Here is a 20,678-nt window from a genome sequence, read left to right as displayed (position 1 = left end):
CGACTACCAGCCGAAGCATAGCGTCTGCATGCCGTGTACACAGCGTATACAAAAATGTATGGAGCAACGTTATGGCAGCCTATCCCGCTCTGTCTTTCCAAGTAGAGCCCGAACGTGCCAGCGAGTTGGATCAACTGGCGCAGGCGACCGACCGAGATCGTCAATACCACCTGCAGCGCGCTTTGAGCCGCTACTTGGCTGATGAATCCTGGCATTTCAAAGCCGTGCAGGAAGGCATTGCAGATGCTAATGCTGGAGCGTTTCCCTCATGCAGGGAAAGCGTCTCCAGTACCCGATTGCCGGGAGCTGATTATGACCACGTATGCGTATCGAACGACCTATAGCTTGCCAGGTGACCGCGAAGCGCCCAGGTAATTGACCAACTGATTGCAAGTCAGTGGTCCAGACTCATCACCACAGCACAAAGCCCCATAACTCGGGGCTTTGTGCTGTTTGGCGTTTGAATGAATATCGGCAACTGCAAGAAAACAAACCCGGCCAGGGTAATTCAAAGGCCGTCAGGAATATGGACGGAGAACTCCCCCGCATCAAACATGTGTAAACACTGTACAACCATCCGCCCGACCAATAAGATGAGAAGCATTATCATTCACGCAGTGCGAGTCTCACATGCAGGATGCCAGCCCAACATCGTCCGTCGAACAGTTGTACGAGAATCATCACGGCTGGCTGCAGGGCTGGCTGAACCGGCGGTTGGGGCACAGTGCCGATGCCGAGGATCTGGCCCACGACACGTTCATCCGTGTGCTGCGCGCCCCTCAGCAGGTGCGCGAGTTGCGCCAGCCCATGGCGTTTCTCGCGGCGATTGCCAATGGACTGCTGGTCAATCGCTGGCGCCGCCAGGAGATCGAGCGGGCTTATCTTGAAGCGTTGGCTGCTCGGCCCGAAGGGGGGGAATCGTCACCCGAGGACCGATATTTGGTGATCGAAACCTTGTTGCAGCTCGACTCGCTGTTGATTGGGCTCTCTGAGCGCATACGGCAGATTTTCTTCATGTCCCAGCTCGACGGCCTGACGTACCCGCAGATCGCTGCGCAGTTGGGTTTGACTGTGGCTCAAGTGCAACGGGCCATGGGCAAGGCATTCAGTGTGTGCTATGCGAGCCGTTTCGAATGAGGGCCGAGATTAATCCGCAGGTGCGCGATATCGCCATTGATTGGCTGGTCAGGACGCAGTCCGGGCTTATGAGTGCGCCTGATCTGGAAGCATTGCAGTGTTGGCGCGAGGCGAGCGATGAGCATGAGCAGGCCTGGCAACGTGTCGCCAGCTTGCCGCTGTTGCAGCAGCCCGGAGCGAATCTTTTGCGCGACGCCACCGCGCGCAGGGCACTGGCGTCGGCTGGGCCGGACATGCAGAAACGTCGGCAGTTACTCAAGCGTCTGTTGGTCCTAGGTGCTGTTGGCACAGTTGCCTGGCAAGGCGCGGGGTCCACGCCAGTGCGCGCCGCGCTGGCGAGCCACCGCACAGGAACAGGCGAGCGTCGCCAGTGGACCCTGGTGGATGGCAGCTCGCTATGGCTGAACACGGCCAGTGCGGTGAACCTGGATTTTAATGACCAGGTGCGGCGCATCCAGATGATAGAGGGCGAGCTGGCCTTGAATGTGCGAACAGAATCGCGCCCGCTGCAGTTGATCACGCCGGACGCGATCCTGCAGAGCCGCGATGCGCAGTTGCAAGTGCGCCATGACCGGCAGGGCACGCAGGTCACCGTCATGGGCGGCCAGGTGCAGGTGCACTCACGCGGCCAGCCAACGTCCTCTTCACTTGAGGCCGGATGGCAGGCACGGGTGGACCGCCTGGGTATCGGCGTACCGAGCCGCCCCGACCTGCTGGTCGCCCAGGCCTGGCTGCGCGGGATTCTGCCGGCGGATCGCCTGCGCCTGGATGCCTTGGTGGCGGAACTCTCGCGTTATCGTCCCGGTGTTTTACGTTGTCACGAGCAGGTCTCAGGGTTACGCCTCACGGGCAGTTTTTCGCTGGATGACACCGACGCAGCCTTGACCCTGGTAGCGCGCACGCTGCCGGTGCGTATCGAGCGCATGACGCGGTATTGGGTCTCGATCGTGCCCGCCTGAAATATTTTTTCCGCTGCACGATAGTTTTTTCGTACTCGCTTGGCCTATAGGGATCACCCACCCGCCAGAGGTGGGTCTTGACCCCTTAGGAGCCCCGTATGACTTCACCTTCCCGCGCCCTGCGTGCCCGTACGCTTGGACTGTTGTTGCTCAGCGTGCAACCGCTTTGCAGCCTTCCAGTCTTTGCCGCAGGTAGTTCGCAGCATTACAGCATCGACGCTGGCCCTCTGGATTCTGCGCTGTCACGTTTCGGCGCACAGGCGGGGATTACCATGGCGGGCAGCTCAACGCTGACGGCCGGCAAGAAAACCCAGGGGCTGCAAGGCGATTTCAGTACTGAGGCCGGCCTGACGCAGCTCTTGCTCGGCTCGGGGCTGACCTATGAGCGCCAGGACGACGGTAGCCTGCTGCTGGTACCGAGCAACGGCGACGTGCTGGAGTTAGCGCCGACTGCGATCAGTGGCACCGCATACGACACCTCGTTGGGCCGCAACGATGGCCTGGTCGCCAGCCGGACCATGAGTGCCAACAAGACCGATACGTCGATCATGGAAACGCCGCAATCGATCAGCGTGGTCACCCGTAAGCAGATCGATGCCCAGCAGCCACAAAGCATCGGGCAGGTGCTGCGCTACACGGCGGGGGTCAATGGTGAAGCCAACGGTGTCGATACCCGGCGCGACACGATTAGTATTCGTGGCTTTGACGCGACGACTGGCGGTGGTATCTATCGCGATGGCCTGCGCCAGTACAGCTTTGCCAACCAGAGCCGTGCCGTGGGTGAAGTCTATGGGCTGGAGCGCGTGGAAGTGCTGCGCGGGCCATCGTCGGTGCTCTACGGTCAAAGCTCACCGGGCGGCATGGTCAACGTGATCAGCAAGCGTCCCACCGATGAGCCGCTGCATGAACTGGTGGCGCAGGCAGGCAGTTTTGATCGCAAGCAATTGGCTGCGGACTTCGGCGGGCCGCTTAGCGAGGACGGCGTCTTGACTTATCGCCTCACCGGGCTGTGGCGAGACAGCGGTACGCAAATCGACTACGCCCGTGATGACCGTCAATTCATCGCCCCGGCAATCAGTTGGCGCCCCTCGGACGACACCTCGCTGACGGTGCTGGCGTCCTTTCAAAAAGACCGCAATGTGCTGGGCTACTACGCGTTGCCACGGGTCGGCACCCTCGACAGCTCGCGTTACGGACGGATCGCTACGGATCGTTTTGTCGGCGACCCTGACTTCGACAAGTACGATGTAGAACAGTGGTCACTGGGGTATCAGTTTGAACATCACCTCAATGATATCTGGACATTCCGCCAGAACGCCCGTTACAGCCGCTCCTATCAGGAACAGCGCACGATTTACCAGTACGGCCTGGATGACGACCAACGCACCGTGGGCCGCTTCGGATATCTGGGCCACGAAAAAGTGAAGAATGCGCTGCTCGATAACCACTTCCAGGCCCAGTGGAACGCCGGCCGTTTCGAACATACAACGCTGGTCGGTATCGATTTGCAACACGCCAGTACCAACCAGTTGGGGGGTGGCAACGTGGTTGATCCGCTGGATGTGTATGCGCCGGTCTATCACCAGGATTACAGCGACCTGGACGCCTTTTACGACATCAACCAGCGTCGTCAGCTAGACCAGGCGGGTGTGTATCTCTCGGAACAGCTCAAATTCGACGAACATTGGGTCTTTAACCTGGGCGGTCGCCAAGACTGGGCACGCTCGAAGACGGTCCATTACGCCACCGACACGGCGGCAGACCTCAAGCAGCGCGATCACGCCTTCACGTGGCGGACCGGTGTGATGTACCTGGCGGACAACGGCCTGGCGCCCTACGCGAGCTATTCGGAGTCGTTTTTCCCTAACATCACGGCGGTGGCGCGTGACGGCAGTGCCTTCGAACCCGAAACCGGCCGCCAGTACGAAGTCGGGATCAAATTCCAGCCCAAGGGCAGTGACAGCTACGTGACCGTCTCGCTGTTCGACCTGACGCGGCAAAACGTACTGACTGCCGATCCTGCCAACAATCGTTTCTCGGTGGCGACCGGAGAAATCCAGTCGCGCGGTATCGAACTGGAAAGCAAGGCGCAGGTGTCCGATGCGCTGGAGTTGATGGCCAACTACAGCTATTCACACCTTGAAATTACCCGCAGCACTACGGCCGATGAGAAAGGCAATCAACCTGGCAATACCCCTGAACAACTGGCCTCGCTCTGGTCGCAATACACCATTCAGGGCGGCGCGCTATCGGGCTTGGCGATAGGGGGAGGAGTACGCTATGTCGGCAAGAGCTATATCGACTCGCAAAACAGCGAAGGCATCCCCCACTACACGCTGTTTGACGCCAGCCTGAGCTACGACCTGGGCAAGCTGTCTTCATCCTATGCAGGGGCGAAGCTGGCGCTCAATGCGTCCAACCTGACCGACGAAACCTATGTCTCCCAGTGTGGTTACACCGGCGACAGCTGCAAATACGGGTATCGCCGAAATGTGACCGGGTCGGTGAGTTACAACTGGTAAGCACCACCTTGGCGACCGGATCGGCACGTAGCGCAATTGCCAGACAAAACCGCTTTCGTACTCGATATTTCAACAGCGTCGGCCGATAGAGGGCGTTGACAGCGGACTGCTTTCGGCAGCCTGCTGCCACGGCAGCTTTTGGCGGATTCCTGTCTATTCTCTACGGAAGGGATGATCGACAACGTTTATTCATCCTCGATCATCCCCTCCACGCCTCACCTCGCCTCCTGTTGAATCACCTCTTTTCGCGCCAAAGCTCCGGATTTCATCCTTTATGCCAAATTATGTATTGGCAATAATTATGGCGTATCCATAAAAAGGGACAATTGCATGAGCAGCATATTTCAGCGCCCTGAACTGGCTGAATCGAAGGCAAACCAGCTTCTCAATCCAGGCGTATTAGATGAAGGTCTACGCTCGGGTCTTTTTCTGTCTGGCCTGCGCCGTACAGGTAAAACAACCTTCCTGCGCAACGACCTCATCCCCGCCCTGGAAGCAGCAGGCGCATTGGTGATTTATGTCGACCTCTGGAGCAACACGCTGGCCAACCCGGCAACGCTCGTGCACAACGCCATCCACAAGACCCTGAAAGAACTGCAAACGCCGGGCTCTTCAATCCTGGAAACGCTCAAGCGAGTCAGCAATGTCGATCTGGGCGCAGCAGGATTCAAGTTCGGTTTCAAACTCGACAGCATCGGCAACGCCGACGGCCCCACATTGGCGCAAGCACTCGCAGAGGTCGTCGACCAAGCGAAGACTGATCTCGTGCTGATCATCGACGAGGTGCAACATGCCATTTCCTCCGACGATGGCAACCAACTGCTCCTGGCCCTCAAGGCTGCTCGTGATGCAATCAACCCGCGCCCGAATACGCCGTGCTACTTCCTTTTTATCGGCACAGGCTCCCACAGAGCCCAGGTAAGCGAGCTGACCGCCAAACGCAACCAAGCGTTTTCCGGCGCGACATCGGCCGCGTATCCACTGCTGAAGGGTGACTACGTTGAATTCCTGCTCAACCGACTGGCAATGACGGTGAAGAAGGAAAAGCTCCCCTCACTTGAAGCCGCTGTCGAAGCCTTCAATACCCTGGGCAATCGACCCGAGGAAATGCTCAAGGCATTGCGTCAGCTACTGCAACAGGGCGGTGATCCTGATCTTTTCTTCCCCGTGATTGCCAGCACCTTACGCTCAGCGGCGGCAAGTATTGAGCTTGAAAAAGTCGAACAACTGGGCAGCCTGGCTCAGGCGATTTTCAACAAGATCGCGGCTACGGAAGGCGATGCTCGGGGGATTTTCTCTACCGATGCAGCAGCGGAATATTCAAAGACGGTAGGTCGCGAAGTGCGGGTTGAAGAGATTCAACCCGTGGTGATTGCGCTGGTGGCGGAGAACATCATCATGCGGCGAGGGCATGGGATTTATGCGATTACGGATCAGTTTGTTCAGGAGATTTGGTTGGAGGAGCGGGCGTTGATTGAGGGGCGGTAGGGACAAGCAATAAATTTTCCACCTTAGTCACATGCTTGGACTTTGTAGGTCCGCTCACGTTTCCGACTTGCCCCACGTTGCCAAGCTGCTCGCCGAAGATGCAGCGATGACAAAGGAGACGGACCGTCATGCCTGGGCGTCGCATTATTTGCAGGAGATGAGCAAGGCGGTGATTGATGATGTGGTGAAGGTGTTGGAGTCGCCTGGGAATACCGGGCTGTAAGTAGGGCTGTGAAGCGGCCCCAAAACCAGGCGCTTAGTTTTAACAGAAAAATCTCAGTGTCTTTATTGGGGCTGCTGCGCAGCCCGGCGCGGGGCAAGCCCGCTCACCACAGAGTGGTGTGCCCGCATTTGAGAGTGGTGTAGATACCCAGAGGCGTTTTTTTCGGTATAAACCTGAACACCCCTGCGTCGTGAACGGACTCCCATGAACGCCCTGAAACTGATCTGTCTCCTCATCGTTTTCCCGCTGTTGCTGGCCGCCCTCGGTGGCTGGGAGCGTCAGCGTGCGGACGAAACCACCACTGCGGTGGCCGATTACCACGTCACGGTGACTATCGCTAAACAGCAACTCCAGGCGCTGGCGGCGAAGGAGCCGACAGCGATGGTCGCCCTGGTCGATGAAAAAATCAGCGTGCAAACGGCCCTCTCGCGCCTGGAAAAAATCGAAGCCGAACTGCCCATCGCCCACCGCGTGAACCGTGCGATGCGGGTCCTGGCGCCGTGGGTGATGGGCTTGGGTCTGTTGGCGGCGTTGATTGGTGCGGCGGCATTGGCAGGTACGTACTGGGCCGGGCGGCGGGCCCGGCAATCACGGGAGAGGTTGTTGCAGGTGTTCTCCCTGGGCAGCCGCCTGTTGCCCTACGTGCTGGTGGGCCATGTGGTGGCGGTGGCGGCGGCCGTCGCGTTGGCGTTGAGTTTCGAAGGCTTGGGGATGTGGCATATCGGCCGGCTGGGCAGTGGCGAAGTCAAGCTGATGGCGGTGCTGGGGGTGATAGCGACGTTTTGTGTGTATTCGATCTGGCAGTTGCTCAGACAGCTGCGCCCTATGCTGGGGATGTTCAAGCCTGAGCCGCTGGAGATGTTCGGCCAGGTGGTGACGCCCGTGCAGGCTCCCGGGTTGTGGCGCCATGTGGACGAATTGGCGGAGAGGCTCGGCGCGCTGCCACCGGACCACATCGTGGTGAGCCTGGCCCAGGGCTTTTACGTGACGTCCAGCGCGGCCACTGTGCAACCGGCGAACACTTCGCAGCAGGGGCGCACCTTGCATGTGCCGTTGCTGTATCTGGGCCTGCTGAGCCGTGAAGAAATCAGCGCGGTGATCGGCCACGAGCTGGCGCATTTTGCGGGGCAGGACACGGAATACAGCCTGCGCTTTTTGCCGATCTACGATGGGGTCAATCGCAGCCTGGAGGCGCTGCTGCAAACCCTGCTGGCCAGCGATTTGATCCAAGGCTGGCTGATGCGCCCGTCGTTGCTGTTCGGGGTGTTTTTCATGCAGCGTTTCGATCACGCGGTTAACCACTGGAGCCGCGAGCGCGAATTGCTGGCGGACGCTGCCGGCGCGCAGTTGGTGGGAGCTGCGGCGGCAGCTTCGGCGTTGTTGCGGGTGTCGGTGTTGCAGCCGCACGTTGAGGATGCACTGTTGGCGTTGTGTGAGGCAGGTACGGCTACAGACCTGCCCGACGCCGTGTTCGCGCGCTTGCGTGAGTGTGAACTGCAACCATCAGCCGAAGCCCTGGAAATTCACCAACCCCATCCCACCGACTCCCACCCCTCAAATGGCGAACGCCTGCAGGCGCTGCACGTGCCACTGGACGATACCCTGCGCGGCGCCACCCGCGTGGTGGATCGCGACGTAGCGAATGCGCAGATGGATGCCTATTTCAGCGCACACCAGGCATTACGCGAGGAGCTGTCTCGCGACGTGATGGACGTGGCGGTGTCGGAGAACAGCGCGCACACCCAGCTGCTGGAAACCTTGGCCGCTTCGGCCGAGGGTGAGCGCAGCCTGCATGAAGGCGGCCAGTGGCGCGGGGTACTGATGGCGGTGTCGGGCCTGCCCTTTGTACTGGCGGCCCTGTTTATTCTGAGTCGAGTCTGGCTCGCCCCGGAGCGTTTGAAAGGTACACCGCTGTCGGCAGCCGGTGCGGGCGCGTGCCTGGGCCTCATCGGGCTGGGCCTGCTGTGGCTGGGCATCCGTCGATTCAAGCGCGCGCCGCAGACCGCGTTGCGCCTGACACCGGAGCATTTTGTGTTCAATAACCTGGCGCAACCGCTGCCCATCGAACATATCGAGGAGATCACGTTGCAGTTTGTCCAGGGCATCTGGGTAACCGTTCAACTGACGCCCGAGGCGCCGTTACCCGTAATGCGCAAGACCGCGTTCGGCGTACCCGGCGTGCGGGTCAACAAGAAGAAACGCCAGGTGCTGCTGCTGATGGCACAGCTGTGTATCGACAATAAAAAGATCGAACCCTATGAGGGGTTGTCCTTGATGCTCGACTACAAGAATGCAGCGTTGGCGCGCAAGATTTTGCAGAGCCGCGAGGACTGATGCCCGCCCATAAAAAAACCCCGAACCAGTCGGGGTTTTTTATCGCCTGGAATCAGGCGCGACATGCGATCACTTAGAAAACGTTGATCGGGTAGTCGGCGAACAGACGGATTTCGTTACCGCCAACGTTGTAGTTGCTGGCGTTGTTGGAAACGCGCAACCACGAGGCACGAGCACGCAGGCTCAGGTCTTTGGCCGGGCCGCTTTGGACGACGTATTTAAACTGGTTGAAGATCTCGCGCTCGGTGCCATTGCCACGGTTGGAACCGTCGTCAATGTTGGTACCGCGCACGTAGGCCACGTTGTAGGTCAGGCCAGGCACGCCGAAGGTGCTGAAGTCCAGGCCGTAGCCGGCTTGCCAGGAGCGCTCGTCCTTGCCGTTGAAGTCGGACCAGTAGGAGTTGGCCAGCAGGATGGTGTTGCCACCGTCGCCGATGCCAGTGTCCGCGGTATTGTCACGGTAGCCGCCATACAGGTAACCGGTATCGCCGGTACTGCGCTGATGGGCCAAGGTGAAGCTGTGCGCACCAACAGCCCATGTAGCGCCCAGGCTCCAAATTTTGTTGTCGCGCGCGTCGCCATTACCGCGTTGCTCGGCGAAGCTCCTGTCCAGCTTGGTTTTGTAGCCGTTGAAGTCAAAGGTCAGCGACTGTTTCTCTGGCAGGGCCAGTACGTAGTTGACGTTGACGTATTGCTTCTTCAGCACGTCTTCCATGTCGGAAGCGTACAGCGCAGCCGACAGATTTTCGGTGAACTTGTAGCTGCCGCCCAGGTAGCTGATGTTCTTCAGGTTGCCGCTGTCGGTGCCTTCAGCACCTTTTTGGGCTTCCTTGGTGAAGCGACCTGCATCCAGTTGCAGACCTTCGATCTCTTTGGAAACGATCGAGGTACCGGTGTAGGTTTCCGACAACAGACGAGAGTTGTCGTATTGCAATACAGGAACGGCAGGCATTTGCTCGCCGTACTTGAGCACGGTGTTCGATACGCGGAACTTCACCGCCGCGCCGCCTTTGGCCAAGTCGTCAGCTGCTGCGCCGCTGTCACCTTGCTTGAAGAAGTTAATGCCGCCAGCGCCGCTGCGACCTTTACCACCGTCCAGACGAATCGCATATTGGCCAATCACATCCACACCCACACCAACGGTGCCTTGGGTGAAGCCGGACTCGAACTTGCCGATGAAGCCTTGGCCCCATTCGGCTTTGTCTTGCTTGCCGTTTTTGTAGTCGCGGCTGATGTAGGCGTTACGGGCTGCGATGTTCAGGTGGCTGTCTTCAACGAAACCCTTGGATTGCTCCTGGTCGTTTGCCATTGCTGTCGATGCGCTCAAAATCCCCAGAGCGATCAGACTCATCCGTTGCTTCAACATTTTTTTGTATTCCTTATTACGGGTTGAGTACGCGCGATGACACCAGGCTCCATGTCGCTTTTCTGGTGTCGACTTTTTCCGAAAAAAGAAGGCCCGCGGACGACTGAACATGCCGCGGGCCTTTTCTTATTGGATGAGTCATGGCGGTTAGCCACAGGCGTTGGGCGCAATCCTAGTCGCGCGTTGAACTATGTGTCAATTTCGTGAATCGTCTGTATTTAGGCGAAATAATTCTAAGCAAAGGCCTACGGCCTTTCTGAAAACGACCAAATTCCGTCTTCAACGACCCAGGAAACACATCTCGTAACATATTTCAAAGCCGATACGTTTGGTAATGGATAACGCACGCAAATGCAAAGCATTACCATTAGCGCGCTTTTTCCTGCCAAACCTTTTGGATGCATTCCACCATGCCTGCCCTTCGCCTGACGCCCATGACCCTTGGGCTTTCTGTTCTGCTGTCTGCCGGTTTTGCCTGTGCCGCCACCACCTTGCCCGAAACCTCGATCAGCGCCGAAGCTGACGAAGACGACCCGCGCGTCAAGGAAACCAGCACCGCGACCCGCACCGCCACACCGGTACGGTATGTGCCCCAGGCCATCGACTCGGTGAAGACCGAAAGCCTGCGTTCCTACGGCATCAACGACCTGGGCCAGGCCTTGAGCGGCATCCCCAACGTCAGCAGCGGCGCCGACACGCGCTTCGACAGTTTGCGTATCCGTGGCTTCGACGCGAGCAACGACTTCTACCTCGATGGCATTCGTGACGACAGCCAGTACGTACGCGACCTGCACAACATCGAGCGCATCGAAGTGCTCAAAGGCCCGGCAGCCGTGCTTTACGGGCGAGGCGGCCAGGGCGGGATCGTCAACCGCGTGAGCAAACTGCCAACGGCCGGGCATAAGTCGAGCATCGAGGCCCAGGGCGGCAGCAACGATTTGCGCAGTGTGTATGCCGACCTGAGCACCGACCCCACCGACAACATCAGCCTGCGCCTGAACATGGGCAACCAGGACAACAACAGCTTCCGCGACGACGTCAGCGGCAATCGCCAACTGTTCGCACCGTCCATGAGCTGGCAGCTCACACCGGATCTGAACTGGCTGGTGCAATACGAATACAGCCGCTACAACCGCACGCCGGATCGCGGCATCCCCGGCGTCAACGGCCGCCCCGCCGACGTCAGTCGCAGCACCACCTACGGCGACAGCCGCGATTACATCGACGACAAGTCCCAGTCCCTGCGCTCCAAGCTGGCCTACGAACTCAACGATAACTGGCAACTGCGCCAGACCCTCGGCGTGTTCAAGCTCGACAGCGATTTCGACAACACCTACCAGACCGGCTATAGCGCCGCGACCAATCGGGTGACGCGCCAACGCTGGAAGCAAGACCTGACCACCCTCAACGTCTTCAACAACGTCGAGCTGGAAGGAGGCTTCAGCACCTTCGGCCTCGAACACCGCCTGCTCACCGGCGTGGAGCTGGGCAGCCAGCGCCGCGATCCAAAGCTGTACAGCGCCCCGCCTCGGCCGTGCCAACCCTGGACCTCAACCAGCCCAACCGTCACCTGAGCCACACCGGGCGCATGAGCGTATCGAGTAACAACCACACCGAAGTCGAAAGCCGCGCCCTGTATGTGCAAGACCAACTGCGCCTGAACGATCAATGGCAAGTACTGGCCGGCCTGCGTTACGACCGTTTCGAAGTGGACACCAAAAACAAACTGCTCAATACCCGACAAGACGTCAAAAGCCACAGCACCAGCCCGCGCTTTGGCCTGGTGTGGACGCCCCTGGAACACCACTCGTTCTATGCCTCCTGGAGCAAGACCTTCTCACCGGCCGGTGGCGGCCTGATCGGCATCACCCCGAACGCCGCCGGCAGCGTCAACGACCTGAGCCCCGAGCTGACCAGGCAAAAAGAGATCGGCGTGAAAAGCGACTGGCTCGACGACCGCCTGAGCACCACCCTGGCGGTGTACGAACTGGAACTCTACAACCGCCGCACCAGCGACCCGCTGGACCGCACCATTACCCTGCTCAGCGGCCTGCAGCGCTCCCGCGGCGTGGAGCTGACGGCCACCGGCAAGATCGTCGGCAACTGGTCTGTACGCGGTGGTGTCGGCCTGCAGGATGCCAAGGTCGAGAAGGACAACAACGGCTTTGAAGGCAAGCGCGTCAGCGACGTGGCCAAGCGCAATGCAAGCCTGTTTGTCACCTGGAAACCGGAGATGGGCTGGTACGCGGAAACCGGTTTGACCCTGGTCGGCGACCGCTACGCCGACAGCCTCAACACCGTGGTGCTGCCGGGTTATGGCAGTTGGGATGCATTGGTCGGGTTCCGGCAGAAAGAATGGGATGTGCGCGCGGCGCTGAACAACATCGCCGACAAGACCTACTACGAATCGGCGACCAGTGTGGCGCAGATTCAGCCGGGCGAGCCGCGTAACCTGGTGGTGACGGGCACTTATAGCTTCTAAACGTAAACCCCCTTCTTATCGCAGCTGCCGAGCGCAAGCGAGGCAGCTGCGATGAAGCCAAGGCTATTTCGTTAGTTACTCATCAACTCGCACAACGCGTGCATTTCAGCCTCGCTGAACAACCCCACCGGGTAGCGTTCACTCATCACACTGCGCAAATCCGGCTGCTGCCTGACTTGTCGCGAGCCGTTTTCCTTCAACCAGAGCCCCAGCGCATGGATCGCGTCACCGTCAACCCGCGAAGGGTGGAAGGTGCGCGTGTACATCGGGTTGATATTGGCGTTCATTTCAGCGCTCTCTCCTGCTGCGTGAGCGGCTAACTTACTCAAGGTTTATGACAGAACTGTGCGGTCATCACCCTGGGCCACTGGAGCAACACCGATACAAGAGCTATGCCAATGTCGCGTATCTACAGGTGGGCGGACACAAAAAAGCCCACGACCGTGCTGGGCCGTGGGCTTGCTGTAGAGGCCGAAACCGAGGGACGCCCGGTTGCCGGAAAGGCGTTGTTACAACTGCACTCAGTTTTTATGCGGGGCCGGCTGTTGTTGGGTCAGGCAATGGATATTACCGCCACCCAGTAACAGTTCACGGCCCGGCACCATCACCACTTCGTGCTGCGGGAACAGGTCCTGCAGGATAGCCTTGGCTTCAGCGTCCAACGGGTCGTCGAAACTTGGCGCGATGATGCCGCCGTTGACGATCAGGAAGTTGACGTAGGAACCCGCCAACCGCACGGTCGGATTGCGTTCCTGTGTGCCGTCCACCGGGTCGACCCCTGCGCACTCTTCCTCAGTGGCATACAACGGCCCCGGGATCGGCATTTTATGCACTGTGAACGAGCGCCCCTGGGCGTCGGTGCTGCTTTGCAGGACGGCCATGGCGGCGTGGCAACGCGCGTAGTTCGGGTCTTGCGGGTCGTCGGTCCAGGCCAGCAACACTTCGCCCGGACGCACGTAGCAGCAGAAGTTATCCACATGGCCGTCGGTTTCGTCGTTGAACAGGCCGTCCGGCAGCCAGATGATCTTATCCACAGCCAGGTTGGCGCTGAGCACCGCTTCGATTTCGGCACGGTCGAGGTGCGGATTACGGTTGCGATTGAGCAGGCATTCCTCGGTGGTGATCAGGGTACCTTCGCCGTCGACGTGGATCGAGCCGCCTTCCAGCACGAAGCCCTCTGTGCGATAACGCGGCGCGCGCTCGATTTCGAGGATCTTGCCGCCCACCTGCGAGTCGCGGTTCCACGGCGAGTACAGGCCACCGTCAAAACCGCCCCAGGCGTTGAAATCCCAGTTCACGCCGCGTACTTCGCCACGGTCGTTGATCACGAACGTCGGGCCGGTATCGCGCACCCAGGCGTCATCGCTGGACATTTCCACCACACGGATATTCGGCACGTCCAGGCGGGCGCGGGCGTTTTCGTACTGGCCGGCAGAAACCGCCACGGTCACCGGCTCAAAACGTGCGATGGCCTTGGCCACCGCCACGTGAGCGGCCTGCGCGGGCTTGCCGCCCAGGCGCCAGTTGTCCGGGCGCTCGGGCCACACCATCCAGGTTTGGGTCTGTGGCGCCCATTCGGCGGGCATGTGGAAGCCATCGGCGCGGGGGGTGCTGTGCAGGGTGGTCATGGCGATCAGGACTCCGAATGGGGTAAAGGCCGACTTTATAACGGATAAAAATCGGCTTTAAAAGCGAACAAACAACCTGGATGAAAAATGTGACAGCCAATAATCGATAACAATCGATTATTTACAGTTGCTCATCCAGCACCTTCGACAGCATGTCGACAAAGAAGTCCACGCTACGTTTGGAGGTCACCATCGGCGGCTTGATCTTGAGGATGTTCAAATAATCGCCAGTCGGCTGCATGAAAATCCCCAGCTCCCGCAAGCGATCACACAACAGGGTGGTCTCTTCGGTGGCGGGCTCCAGGGTTTGCCGGTCACGCACCAGCTCCAGGCCCAGATAGAAACCGGAACCGTGAACCGCGCCTACCAGGGGATGACGGTCAATCAGTGCTTCCAGCCGCGCCTTGAAATGCCCGCCGACCACCTGGGCTTTTTCCCACAGTTTTTCTTCTTCCATCACATCCAACACCGCCATGCCGATCCGGCAACTCACCGGGCTGCCCCCCGACGATGAGAAGAAATACCCCTCGGCCTCCAATGCTTCGGCGATCTCACGACGGGTGATCACCGCGCCAAGTGGCTGACCATTGCCCATGCCCTTGGCCATGGTGATGATGTCGGGCACCACACCCTGCTCTTCGAAGCCCCAGAAGAAATGCCCCATGCGGCCGTAGCCCACCTGCACTTCATCGGCGATGCACACGCCACCCTGGGCCCGCACCAACCCGTACACCTGCTGCAAGTAACCCGGCGGCAAGGAGATACCACCGGCGTTGCCGTACACCGGCTCACAGATAAACCCGGCCAGTTGGCGCTTGCTCGCAGCGATTTTCGCCAGGTTGTGTTCCACGCTTCGTACGTAGTCCGGCGCACTGTCCTGCCCGCGGAACTCACCGCGATAGGTGTTCGGCGCAGTGACCGGGTGGACCCACTCCGGGCGGCTGCTCAGGGCCTGGGGGTTGTCGGCAATGGAGGTGGACACCGCATCCGCCGCCACCGACCAGCCGTGATAGGCCTCCAGCACACTGAGCATGTCGCGCCCACCGCTGTAGGCCCAGGCCAGGCGGATGGCCAGGTCGTTGGCCTCGGTGCCGCTGTTGACCAGGAACACCCGATCCATGCCCGCCGGCGCCAGCGCCAGCAAGCGCTCGGAAAATTCGGCAATGGCGGCATAGTGAAACCGCGAGTTGGTATTGAGCAGCGACCATTGCCGCGCCGCCACCGCCGCCATGCGCGGGTGACCGTGACCCAGCACGGCGACGTTATTGAGCATGTCCAGGTAGGAGCGGCCCTGCATATCGATCAGGTGGTTGCGCCAGCCGCGCTCGATGCGTGGCGGGTCGACGTAATAGTGCTTCTGCGAGCGGGCGAAACTGGCGTCACGCCGGGCCAGCAGGGCGTGGGGGTCGAGTTCCGGTTCGGCATCGCAGGCCAGCCCCAGTAACCCCGCAGGCGAGGGGCACAAGGCTTGCCAGGCCAAGGCCCGGGACGGTGTACAAAACAGCGGCGGTTCGAGGTCGGCACGGCACAGTTGCACGGTCAGCGGCCCATGGACCTCACCGAGAACCTGCCCTTCCACCAGCAATGAACCGTGCTTCAACCGGGTGTCCACGCCCCACAACCGCACGCTCAGCTCCACACCTTGCACGCTCACAAGGCCATCGGCGTCCTGATGCAGCGTTCCGGCAAAAGGCGCCTCCAACACCGTGCCGTGGGGCAGATGCAGCTCTACGTGGAGGGGGAAAGTCTGCGGTTCGGTGGCACTGTCCGGGCAGGTACGCGACAGCCGATATTGGCCATAACGACTTGCCGCCAGCCCATGCACGGCCGCCGCCTGATCCAGCAGTTGCCGATCAATGCCGGGCAGTTCCCAGTTGCCGGCTTCGAAATGCGGGCTGAGCACACCCAGGTCGATCAGCGCGAACTCACGCCCCACCAGGCCCGGTAACAACGGCGCGAAGTCCTGGCTGGCAATCGACGGCAGCGTCTCACCGACACTGCCGAGAATCGCAGCCTCCATCAGTTCAAACGGCACCGACGTCGCCACATGGAAAATTTCCCACTCGTGTTCGGCGTTTTTCAACAGGTAAGTGTTGTCCGGATCCAGGCGTTGCTGCTGTTCGCTGCTTAGTACCAACACTGCCGCACGGGCGACGATCAGTGGCCACAACGCCTGCAATTCCTCGCGTTGCAACGGGGTCACGGCATGGCAGGCCCTGACCGCAGGCAGGATGGCAAACGGGTCGCCCTCGGCATGGTGCAACAGGGCCGCGCAGGTCACCGACAGGTCGGCAACCCGCCAGGTGTGCACCAGGTCGCCGAAATCGATGACGCCTTGCAGTTGCCAGTGCCGTTGCGCATCGCGCTGCCACACCACGTTGTCATCGGTGATGTCCATGTGCACCGCTTGCCAGGGCAGGCGGTCGGCCAGGGGGCGAATACGCTGCTCAACCTGCTCGGCCACCTGTTCCAGCGCGGCGCGGTGGGGCAGGTTTTCCAGGGTGGCCAACAGATGAGTGATCAGTTCCCGGGCATGGCGCGGGTCCCATTGCAGGGTGCGGTCCAGCCCTGGGTGCGAGAAATCAGCAAGCGCGCGGCTCATGCGCCCGCACAGGTCGCCGAAGCCTGCGATCACGTCGCGTCCCAAATGCGGCAGATGGGTCAACGGCTGGCCGTCGATATAGTCCAATAGCCGCACGTGCAGGGGCTGGCCATCGACCGTCACGCTCAGCAGCTCTTCACCGCTCAGGGCCTTGATGACCTTGGGCACCCGCACGCCCTGCAGGGTGTCGAGGGCCGCGTGCTGGGCCTGCAGCTCAATCGCCGCATAGTCGCCCCGGCAGATTTTCAGAACAAACCGACCGCGGGCACTGTCGATTTTGTAATTGAGGTCTTGCTGGCTGCCCAGTGATTGCAGGGTGCCCGTTAGGCCGTAGTGCTGCTCGAGCAATTGCGCTGCCTGGTCGGGGCCTACTTGCGGGCAGGGTAGACTGGCGCGATGGATCAACGTGGCGAGCAGCATGGGGGATGACCTCGAATTTTTAGAGGTGTATATCGCCACTTTTCAGGGGGATTACGCAACCCCCGTACACATGCCGTCCTGCCCGTCACGCCAACACAGGCTATGCTGCACTCGCTAAACGTTCGTCTAAGGAAAGGGCCCCCGACATGCGCATTCTCATTACCGGTGGCGCCGGTTTTATCGGTTCTGCTTTGATACGTCACTTGATTCAGCATACTGAGCACGAAGTGCTCAACCTCGACAAGCTCACCTACGCCGGCAACCTGGAATCGCTGACCAGCATCGCGTCCAATAGCCGTTATGAATTCGTTCAGGCCGATATTATCGATCAGGCCACCGTCAGCGCCGTGCTCGCACGCTTTGAACCCCACGCGATCATGCACCTGGCCGCCGAGTCCCACGTAGACCGTTCGATTGACGGCCCGTCGGATTTTATCCAGACCAATATCGTCGGCACCTACAGCCTGCTGGAGGCCGCCCGCGGCTATTGGCAAACACTCGCCGAGCCAGAAAAGCGTGGATTTCGCTTCCACCATATTTCCACCGACGAAGTCTACGGCGACCTCCACGGCGTGGACGACTTGTTCACCGAAACCACGCCCTACGCGCCCAGCTCGCCCTACTCGGCCAGCAAAGCCGCGTCCGACCACCTGGTCCGCGCCTGGCACCGCACGTACGGCCTGCCCGTGCTGCTGACCAACTGCTCCAACAACTACGGGCCCTTCCACTTCCCCGAGAAGTTGATCCCGCTGGTTATCCTCAATGCCCTCGCGGGCAAACCATTGCCGGTCTATGGTGATGGCTTGCAAGTGCGCGACTGGTTGTTTGTCGAAGACCATGCCCGGGCACTGCTCAACGTCGTGACACACGGCGTGGTCGGCGAGACCTACAACATCGGCGGCCACAACGAACAGAAGAATATTGACGTAGTACGCAGCATCTGCACCCTGCTGGAGGAATTGGCACCGCAACATCCCCACGGAGTGGAGCAATACACCGACCTGATCACGTTCGTTAAGGATCGCCCAGGCCACGACCAACGCTACGCAATCGATGCAGGCAAGATCGAACGCGAACTGGGCTGGGTACCCGAAGAAACCTTTGAAACCGGGCTGCGCAAAACCGTGCAGTGGTACCTCGATAACCTGGAATGGTGCCGCAGGGTCCAGGACGGCAGTTATCAGGGTGAACGATTGGGCAATACCGACACGAGGGATCTGATCGCATGATGAAAGGAATCGTATTGGCCGGTGGCTCCGGCACTCGCCTGCACCCCATCACCCTGGGAGTGTCCAAACAGCTGTTACCGGTGTATGACAAGCCGATGATCTACTACCCGATCTCGGTGCTGATGCTGGCAGGCATCAAAGAGATCCTGGTGATTTCCACCCCGGCGGACTTACCGCAATACCGCAACCTGCTGGGCGATGGCAGCCAGTTTGGCGTCAGCTTCAGCTACGCCGAACAACCGCAGCCGGACGGCTTGGCACAAGCTTTTCTGATTGGCGAACAGTTCATCGGCAACAACCCCGTTTGCCTGATCCTGGGCGACAACATTTTCCACGGCCAGCGTTTCAGCGAGCAGTTGCATGCAGCGGTCAAGCGCGGCAAAGGCGCCACGGTATTTGGCTATTGGGTCAAGGATCCGCAGCGCTTCGGCGTGATCGACTTCGACAGCGAAGGCCGCGCCCTGTCCATCGAAGAAAAACCGACCACGCCCAAATCAAGCTATGCCGTCACCGGACTGTATTTCTACGACAACGACGTGATCAACATCGCTAAAGCCGTCAAACCCTCAGCCCGCGGCGAGCTGGAAATCACCGACATCAATAACGCCTATCTAAAGCGTGGAGACCTTCACGTCGAGCGCTTCGGCCGTGGCTTTGCCTGGCTCGACACCGGCACCCACGACAGCCTGCTGGAAGCCTCACAGTACGTGCAGACCATCGAACATCGTCAGGGCCTCAAAGTGGCGTGCCTCGAAGAAATCGCCTACGGCAACGGCTGGATCGACCGCGACCATCTGCTCGAACGCGCCAAATACTTCGGCAAGACCGGCTACGGTCAATACCTGTACACGTTGGCGGGAGACAACCGATGAACCTCGTTGACACCTCACTCCCCGGCGTACTGATCATCGAACCCAAGGTGTTCGGTGACGAGCGTGGTTTTTTCTACGAAAGCTTCAATGCTCGCGCCTTTGCAGCGGCCACCGGGCTCAAGCGCGAGTTTGTCCAGGACAACCACTCGCGCTCGCAAAAAGGCGTGCTGCGGGGCCTGCATTACCAACTGGAACACACCCAGGGCAAACTGGTACGGGTTACCGCCGGTGAAGTGTTGGACGTGGCCGTGGACATCCGCCGCAGTTCGCCGAATTTCGGGCGATGGGTGGGCGTGCGTCTGTCGGCACAGAACCATCGCCAGTTGTGGGTGCCGGAAGGGTTCGCCCATGGCTTTGTGGTGTTGAGCGACTCCGCCGAGTTCTTGTACAAGACCACCGACTACTACCAGCCCAGTGCGGAACGCAGCATCCTGTGGAACGACCCGACGTTGGCCATCGACTGGCAACTGAGCGAACCGCCGCAACTGTCCGCCAAGGACCAGGCTGGAAAGCTGCTGATGGACGCCGATCTATTCCCATGAAAATCCTGATCACCGGCCAACATGGCCAAGTCTCCCAGGCGCTGCAAACGCAGCTTCAGGGCCTGGGCGAACTGATTGTACTCGGCCGCGAGCACCTCGATCTGGCCGACGCCAAGCGCATCCGCCAGCAGGTACGCGCACACCGCCCCGACCTGATCATCAACGCCGCCGCCCACACGGCTGTGGATCAGGCCGAAAGCGAACCGGACCTCGCCTTCGCCATCAACGCCACCGCCCCCGGGATTCTCGCCGAGGAAGCCAAGACCCTGGGCATCCCGTTGATCCACTACTCCACCGACTACGTGTTCGACGGCAGCAAGCCTGGGCCCTACACCGAAGCAGACACGCCCAACCCCTTGGGCGTCTACGGCCAGAGCAAACTGGCGGGTGAACAGGCGATTGCCACAGTGGGAGGCCAGCACCTGATCCTGCGTACCAGCTGGGTCTACTCCAACCACGGCAAGAACTTCCTGCTGACCATGCAGCGCCTGCTGCAAGAAAAACCCCACCTGCGCATCGTCGCCGACCAGATCGGCGCGCCGACGTGGGCCGGGACCATTGCCGCCAGTACGCGCGCCCTGATCGAACGCTGGCAGGCGGGCAAGGCCGGGGAATGGGGCATCTACCACCTGACCGCCGAAGGTGAAACCTCGTGGTTCGGCTTTGCCCAGGCGATCGGCGATCACCTGCGCGCCAGTGGCCGCGCGTGTGCCGAACTGGAGGCGATCCCGTCCAGCGCCTACCCGACGCCTGCCCGGCGCCCGCTGAACTCACGCCTCGATTGCAGCCACCTGCGCCAGCAATGGCACGTCAGTCAGCCCTTGTGGCAAGACGCATTGCGCGAGTGTCTTGCCGGGCAGCACTAGGCATAATG

At 60.2% G+C, this 20,678-nt stretch carries 14 protein-coding genes and 2 pseudogenes; 12 read left to right on the top strand and 4 right to left on the bottom strand.

All coding sequences use genetic code 11. The features are described 5' to 3' along the window. Positions 1 to 71: 71 nt before the first annotated feature. From AC07OT_RS23505 to AC07OT_RS23475, 7 genes and pseudogenes are all read left to right on the top strand, one after another. Positions 72 to 344, top strand: a complete 273-nt coding sequence (locus AC07OT_RS23505) for a CopG family ribbon-helix-helix protein (RefSeq protein WP_495109161.1) — start codon at positions 72 to 74, stop codon at positions 342 to 344. A gap of 286 nt (positions 345 to 630) precedes the next feature. Next, entirely contained in the window at positions 631 to 1,137 is a 507-nt protein-coding gene (locus AC07OT_RS23500; RefSeq protein WP_065941133.1) for a sigma-70 family RNA polymerase sigma factor, read from the top strand. After that, complete coding sequence (locus AC07OT_RS23495; protein WP_495109160.1) at positions 1,134 to 2,096, top strand: FecR domain-containing protein; 963 nt, start codon at positions 1,134 to 1,136, stop codon at positions 2,094 to 2,096. Before AC07OT_RS23500 ends, AC07OT_RS23495 begins: the two co-directional genes overlap by 4 nt. A gap of 98 nt (positions 2,097 to 2,194) precedes the next feature. Continuing rightward, on the top strand, positions 2,195 to 4,618 hold the full coding sequence (locus AC07OT_RS23490) for a TonB-dependent siderophore receptor (protein WP_495109159.1): 2,424 nt from the start codon (positions 2,195 to 2,197) through the stop codon (positions 4,616 to 4,618). Positions 4,619 to 4,948: 330 nt separating this feature from the next. Further along, positions 4,949 to 6,106, top strand: coding sequence for an AAA family ATPase (locus AC07OT_RS23485; RefSeq protein ID WP_495109158.1), 1,158 nt, complete (start codon positions 4,949 to 4,951; stop codon positions 6,104 to 6,106). 55 nt (positions 6,107 to 6,161) lie between these two features. Further along, positions 6,162 to 6,329: pseudogene (locus AC07OT_RS23480) on the top strand (DUF3077 domain-containing protein); the annotation flags it as partial. 204 nt (positions 6,330 to 6,533) lie between these two features. After that, positions 6,534 to 8,663, top strand: a complete 2,130-nt coding sequence (locus AC07OT_RS23475; RefSeq protein ID WP_495109157.1) for a M48 family metallopeptidase — start codon at positions 6,534 to 6,536, stop codon at positions 8,661 to 8,663. A gap of 73 nt (positions 8,664 to 8,736) precedes the next feature. Here the strand turns inward: AC07OT_RS23475 and AC07OT_RS23470 are convergent, their stop codons facing one another. Then, positions 8,737 to 10,029, bottom strand: coding sequence for an OprD family porin (locus AC07OT_RS23470; RefSeq protein WP_495109156.1), 1,293 nt, complete (start codon positions 10,027 to 10,029; stop codon positions 8,737 to 8,739). Positions 10,030 to 10,439: 410 nt separating this feature from the next. Here AC07OT_RS23470 and AC07OT_RS23465 point away from each other — a divergent pair. After that, positions 10,440 to 12,511: pseudogene (locus AC07OT_RS23465) on the top strand (TonB-dependent receptor). 71 nt (positions 12,512 to 12,582) lie between these two features. Here the strand turns inward: AC07OT_RS23465 and AC07OT_RS23460 are convergent. The 3 genes from AC07OT_RS23460 to AC07OT_RS23450 form a co-directional block, all read right to left on the bottom strand. Next, positions 12,583 to 12,798 carry a hypothetical protein gene (locus AC07OT_RS23460; protein ID WP_115487877.1) on the bottom strand — a complete coding sequence of 72 codons (216 nt, stop codon included), beginning with the start codon at positions 12,796 to 12,798 and terminating at the stop codon, positions 12,583 to 12,585. A gap of 234 nt (positions 12,799 to 13,032) precedes the next feature. Beyond that, positions 13,033 to 14,139, bottom strand: coding sequence for an agmatine deiminase (aguA, locus tag AC07OT_RS23455; protein ID WP_495102917.1), 1,107 nt, complete (start codon positions 14,137 to 14,139; stop codon positions 13,033 to 13,035). A 121-nt stretch (positions 14,140 to 14,260) separates the two neighbouring features. Then, entirely contained in the window at positions 14,261 to 17,161 is a 2,901-nt protein-coding gene (locus tag AC07OT_RS23450) for an aminotransferase (protein WP_495109155.1), read from the bottom strand. A gap of 146 nt (positions 17,162 to 17,307) precedes the next feature. Between AC07OT_RS23450 and rfbB the strand changes: the two genes are divergently transcribed. Genes rfbB through rfbD form a run of 4 tightly spaced genes read left to right on the top strand, consistent with a single transcriptional unit; the run spans position 17,308 to position 20,670 of the window. Then, the gene (gene rfbB / locus AC07OT_RS23445; protein WP_495109154.1) at positions 17,308 to 18,390 is read left to right on the top strand and encodes a dTDP-glucose 4,6-dehydratase; all 1,083 of its coding nucleotides are present in this window, start codon (positions 17,308 to 17,310) and stop codon (positions 18,388 to 18,390) included. Further along, a complete protein-coding gene (gene rfbA, locus AC07OT_RS23440; RefSeq protein WP_141156489.1) occupies positions 18,387 to 19,262 on the top strand; it encodes a glucose-1-phosphate thymidylyltransferase RfbA in 876 nt (291 codons plus the stop codon). The genes rfbB and rfbA overlap by 4 nt, the downstream gene beginning before the upstream one ends. Further along, positions 19,259 to 19,804, top strand: a complete 546-nt coding sequence (gene rfbC, locus AC07OT_RS23435) for a dTDP-4-dehydrorhamnose 3,5-epimerase (protein ID WP_495109153.1) — start codon at positions 19,259 to 19,261, stop codon at positions 19,802 to 19,804. Before rfbA ends, rfbC begins: the two co-directional genes overlap by 4 nt. After that, the gene (rfbD, locus tag AC07OT_RS23430; RefSeq protein WP_495109152.1) at positions 19,801 to 20,670 is read left to right on the top strand and encodes a dTDP-4-dehydrorhamnose reductase; all 870 of its coding nucleotides are present in this window, start codon (positions 19,801 to 19,803) and stop codon (positions 20,668 to 20,670) included. Before rfbC ends, rfbD begins: the two co-directional genes overlap by 4 nt. The last annotated feature ends 8 nt before the right edge of the window (positions 20,671 to 20,678 follow it).

The organism is Pseudomonas sp. GW821-FHT09C10 (genome assembly GCF_059418085.1).
Note: the sequence above shows the minus strand (reverse complement) of the source record. Positions and strands in the feature narration are given on the sequence as shown.

Excerpts from the sequence above, each read along its gene's own strand:
- rfbC (WP_495109153.1), top strand. The coding sequence starts at position 19,259 with ATGAACCTCGTTGACACCTCACTCCCCGGCGTACTGATCATCGAACCC.
- AC07OT_RS23450 (WP_495109155.1), bottom strand. The coding sequence starts at position 17,161 with ATGCTGCTCGCCACGTTGATCCATCGCGCCAGTCTACCCTGCCCGCAA.
- rfbD (WP_495109152.1), top strand. The coding sequence starts at position 19,801 with ATGAAAATCCTGATCACCGGCCAACATGGCCAAGTCTCCCAGGCGCTG.
- rfbA (WP_141156489.1), top strand. The coding sequence starts at position 18,387 with ATGATGAAAGGAATCGTATTGGCCGGTGGCTCCGGCACTCGCCTGCAC.
- AC07OT_RS23485 (WP_495109158.1), top strand. The coding sequence starts at position 4,949 with ATGAGCAGCATATTTCAGCGCCCTGAACTGGCTGAATCGAAGGCAAAC.
- AC07OT_RS23460 (WP_115487877.1), bottom strand. The coding sequence starts at position 12,798 with ATGAACGCCAATATCAACCCGATGTACACGCGCACCTTCCACCCTTCG.
- AC07OT_RS23490 (WP_495109159.1), top strand. The coding sequence starts at position 2,195 with ATGACTTCACCTTCCCGCGCCCTGCGTGCCCGTACGCTTGGACTGTTG.
- AC07OT_RS23495 (WP_495109160.1), top strand. The coding sequence starts at position 1,134 with ATGAGGGCCGAGATTAATCCGCAGGTGCGCGATATCGCCATTGATTGG.
- AC07OT_RS23470 (WP_495109156.1), bottom strand. The coding sequence starts at position 10,029 with ATGTTGAAGCAACGGATGAGTCTGATCGCTCTGGGGATTTTGAGCGCA.
- AC07OT_RS23500 (WP_065941133.1), top strand. The coding sequence starts at position 631 with ATGCAGGATGCCAGCCCAACATCGTCCGTCGAACAGTTGTACGAGAAT.
- AC07OT_RS23505 (WP_495109161.1), top strand. The coding sequence starts at position 72 with ATGGCAGCCTATCCCGCTCTGTCTTTCCAAGTAGAGCCCGAACGTGCC.
- AC07OT_RS23475 (WP_495109157.1), top strand. The coding sequence starts at position 6,534 with ATGAACGCCCTGAAACTGATCTGTCTCCTCATCGTTTTCCCGCTGTTG.
- rfbB (WP_495109154.1), top strand. The coding sequence starts at position 17,308 with ATGCGCATTCTCATTACCGGTGGCGCCGGTTTTATCGGTTCTGCTTTG.
- aguA (WP_495102917.1), bottom strand. The coding sequence starts at position 14,139 with ATGACCACCCTGCACAGCACCCCCCGCGCCGATGGCTTCCACATGCCC.